We start from the raw sequence: 1,433 nt of genomic DNA, 5'->3' as shown, positions 1-1,433 counted from the left end.
CAGGTCGTCTACCTCGTCACCGGGCAGTGGAAGTCGCTCGACGACGTCGACTGACTGTGAGGGTGTGAAGGCGGTCCATCGGTGATGGGCTGTGGTCGTCGGTCTCGTTCGTGACTCATCGTCTGACTGGCTTCGTGCCTTGCTCGGGACTTGTCCGTTCGGGATCGACGACCCGGCCCGGTCGAAGTCTTACTGGCCTGATCAGGAGCTTGACCGGCGACGTTCTCGGCGTCGTCGTGTCCCATCACAGTCCTGCCGTGACTCCTCCCGGACCGGATCAACGTCCATCCGGAGCTAGTGGAGGAACGCATGACCAGTCTGTCCGATGTCGCCGACATCGTCATCGGGGTCGACACCCACGTCGATACCCACACCGCCGCGATCGTGGACACTGCGACCGGCGCCGTCCTGGACCAGATGACCATCCCGACCACCCCGACCGGGTATGAGGACCTGCTGGCCTGGGCCGGCGAACACTCCCCGGCCCGGGCCTGGGCGATCGAGGGCACCGGCGGGCACGGCGCCGGACTGACCCGCGTGCTCGCCAGGGACGCCGAGGTCGTCTTCGAACTCGACCGCCCGCAGCGGATCGCCCGCCGCCACGGCGCCAAGTCCGACCCGCTCGACGCGGTCCGGGCAGCTCGCGAAGCGATGAGTCGTCCCGTGCGGGGAACTCCCCGCGCCGGCGGACAACGCCAAGCCCTCTCGGTGCTGCTGGCTGCGCGACGCTCGGCCGTCGAGGCCGCCACCATCGCGCAACGACAACTGTTCTCCCTGATCGTGGCCGCCCCGGAAACCCTGCGCGCCACCCTCGGGCAGGCCACCGGCACCGAACGGGTCCAGCGTGCCGCCACGCTGCGCGCCCACCGCAGCGATGACGTCGAGACCGCGACCACCCGGCACGTCCTGCGGACCCTGGCCCGCCGGGTTCAGGCCCTCACGGCCGAGGCCGCCGACCTGGAGAAGCAGATCACCGTGCTGGTCAAGGCGTGGCATGCTGACCTGCTCGACCTGTTCGGCGTGGGCCCGATCGTGGCCGCGACCGTGCTGTGCGCCTGGTCCCACCCCGGCCGGATCCACTCCGAGGCCGCGTTCGCGATGCTCGCCGGCATCGCGCCCATCCCCGCCAACAGCGGCCGAGTCACGACGCGATACCGGCTGAACAGGTACGGCGACCGACAACTCAACCGCGCGATCCACACCATCGTCCTGTCCCGCCAACGCTACGACGCCACCACCCAGGCCTACACCGCCCGACGCACCAGCCAAGGCAAGACCCCACGCGAAATCCGCCGATGCCTCAAGCGCTACATCATCCGAGACCTCTACCGAATCCTCGAATCAGGCCCACCCACGGCTTGACGAACCATAGGAGCGTCCTCCGCCTCGACACCCCACCTCTCGGGCGCTCCTGCCGCCCGAGCGCAGATCGG

The 1,433-nt window shown here is 69.2% G+C and carries 1 protein-coding gene; it reads left to right on the top strand.

Annotated features, from left to right (window positions below):
- Positions 1-309: 309 nt before the first annotated feature.
- Positions 310-1,362, top strand: a complete 1,053-nt coding sequence (locus tag RT323_RS16645) for an IS110 family transposase (protein ID WP_313410414.1) — start codon at positions 310-312, stop codon at positions 1,360-1,362.
- Positions 1,363-1,433: the final 71 nt, after the last annotated feature.

This window comes from Aeromicrobium sp., from assembly GCF_032084975.1.
Taxonomy (GTDB): domain Bacteria; phylum Actinomycetota; class Actinomycetes; order Propionibacteriales; family Nocardioidaceae; genus Aeromicrobium.
This window is presented reverse-complemented; position numbering and strand designations above follow the sequence as displayed.